The sequence below is a fragment of the Acinetobacter sp. 24-47-66 genome (assembly GCF_056779755.1).
In genome coordinates this window covers 1-210 of record NZ_JBWYIL010000054.1, presented here as the reverse complement: position 1 = coordinate 210, position 210 = coordinate 1, and the positions used below count along the sequence as shown (strand labels likewise).

The 210-nt window shown below is 44.8% G+C and carries 1 protein-coding gene; it reads right to left on the bottom strand.

The genetic code is table 11. The features are described 5' to 3' along the window. The coding region (locus AC1M84_RS14345) for an Ig-like domain-containing protein (RefSeq protein WP_481595248.1) at window positions 1-210 on the bottom strand (210 nt) is incomplete at both ends.

The following is a 210-nucleotide window of genomic DNA, read 5'->3' as shown; positions in this document are numbered from 1 at the left end:
TCTCTGGCTGAGATTCACCTGTGTTACCTGCTTTATCTGTCGCTTTTGCAACTACGTCATATTCGCCATCTGCCAATTCAACTGATGGTGTGTATGTCCATGTGTCACCTGTAACTGTTGCTGGACCTTCTGCAACAACTTGACCGTCTTTGTCTTTAACAACGACATTTACTGTTGTTCCTGGTTCAGTTGTACCTGTGATTTCTGGCG